The organism is Fructobacillus tropaeoli, from assembly GCF_001047135.2.
Lineage (GTDB): Bacteria > Bacillota > Bacilli > Lactobacillales > Lactobacillaceae > Fructobacillus > Fructobacillus tropaeoli.
The window spans coordinates 1-1,282 of sequence record NZ_DF968121.1 but is presented as its reverse complement, the minus strand read 5'-3'; the positions used below and the strand labels follow the sequence as shown (position 1 = coordinate 1,282).

The window sequence follows — 1,282 nt, the reverse complement described above, 5'->3', positions numbered from 1 at the left end:
CGTTCCCTCTTGTTGATTTAACGCATCCGTCAAATTCGACAAATCACGATACTGGTTTAGCTGTTGGTCATAACGACTTCTCGTTGGTGGATCCGATAATACCTCATACGCTTGCTGTACAGCAAGGTACTTGGCTTCAGCGCCTTCTTCTTGATTATGATCTGGATGAAACCGCTTTGACAGTGTTCGATACGCTTGTTTAACCATTTCTGGACTAGCATGCTGTGATAGCTCTAGTTCATCATAGTAATTAACGAACTCATTTGACATCGACATTTCCTTTCGTAAACCCTTGTTTACTTTTAATCAGTGAACTGATTCAAAAGAATTTATTTTATAAATCTTCTGTTTGAAAAAGCTGATAACCTTCATAAGCGTATGATTGGTCAACACCCTTCATATAAACCTTACGATTGTGGACATCAGAACTTAACGACTCTTGCAAAAGTTGACTTAATTCTCTTGTACGAATGGGGCTTCGTTCCATGGCTAAAAGATAATCCTCTGGATTAACCTGCGACCAATCAACTACTTGCCCTAATGATTGCTTCAAGATTAAATCAAGCCATATTCTTGTGGCACGACCATTTCCTTCTCGAAAAGGATGGGCAACATTCATGTTTTATCGAAATAAATCCGAGTGACTACCCGTATCAATCAATTCGAGATATTGACCATGATAACGATAAACTAACAGCCAATCAGGCTTAATATGCAATTCACGTTCCGGAAAACGATTCACTAAAGCATGATCATTGTAATGCGCAGGCAGTGGCTGATGATTGACCAATTGATCCAAAACAATTTTAAAATCTGCTGGATGGTAGCGACCACCCCTCACAATTTTTTTAAAATTCTTTTTAAATTTGCTTTGTACTCTTACTTTATATTCATTCATCAGAATTTAAATACTCCCAAGCATCTTCGCTGGAATCAAAAGTAACATAATCATCACTACGAATAGCCTCTTGCAACCTCTCATTAGGTTGATAGAGTTCAAATGGTAGTCCTCTCACTTCTAACGACTTCTTCGCAAAAAGCCGAAAAGCGTCAGAAGCGGTCATGCCCATTTGCTGATACAATTCTTCAACTGCCTTCTTATCTTCTTCGTCCATCCGAAAATGTACTTGTTGTGTGGCCATATTTTTCTCCTTTTAGTGTGCATAAAAGACTCGCTACCATAATGGTACCAATTGACACATAAAAGTTCAATAGCGTTTTAAATGTTTGCCTTGTAAGGCCTTGGTCGTAAAGCACAGCACATCATCGACGCGTTCTGCAA

The 1,282-nt window shown here is 38.8% G+C and carries 3 protein-coding genes and 1 pseudogene; all 4 read right to left on the bottom strand.

Going from position 1 to position 1,282, the window contains the following annotated elements; genetic code table 11:
• The coding region (locus AOQ32_RS08240) for a DnaJ domain-containing protein (RefSeq protein ID WP_158531902.1) at positions 1–270 on the bottom strand (270 nt) is incomplete at its 3' end.
• A 64-nt stretch (positions 271–334) separates the two neighbouring features.
• A pseudogene (locus tag AOQ32_RS08235) lies at positions 335–619 on the bottom strand (protein adenylyltransferase Fic); the annotation flags it as partial.
• A gap of 3 nt (positions 620–622) precedes the next feature.
• Positions 623–898, bottom strand: a complete 276-nt coding sequence (locus AOQ32_RS08230; RefSeq protein WP_059394385.1) for a type II toxin-antitoxin system YafQ family toxin — start codon at positions 896–898, stop codon at positions 623–625.
• The gene (locus tag AOQ32_RS08225) at positions 891–1,142 is read right to left on the bottom strand and encodes a type II toxin-antitoxin system RelB/DinJ family antitoxin (RefSeq protein ID WP_059394384.1); all 252 of its coding nucleotides are present in this window, start codon (positions 1,140–1,142) and stop codon (positions 891–893) included. The genes AOQ32_RS08230 and AOQ32_RS08225 overlap by 8 nt, the downstream gene beginning before the upstream one ends.
• Positions 1,143–1,282: the final 140 nt, after the last annotated feature.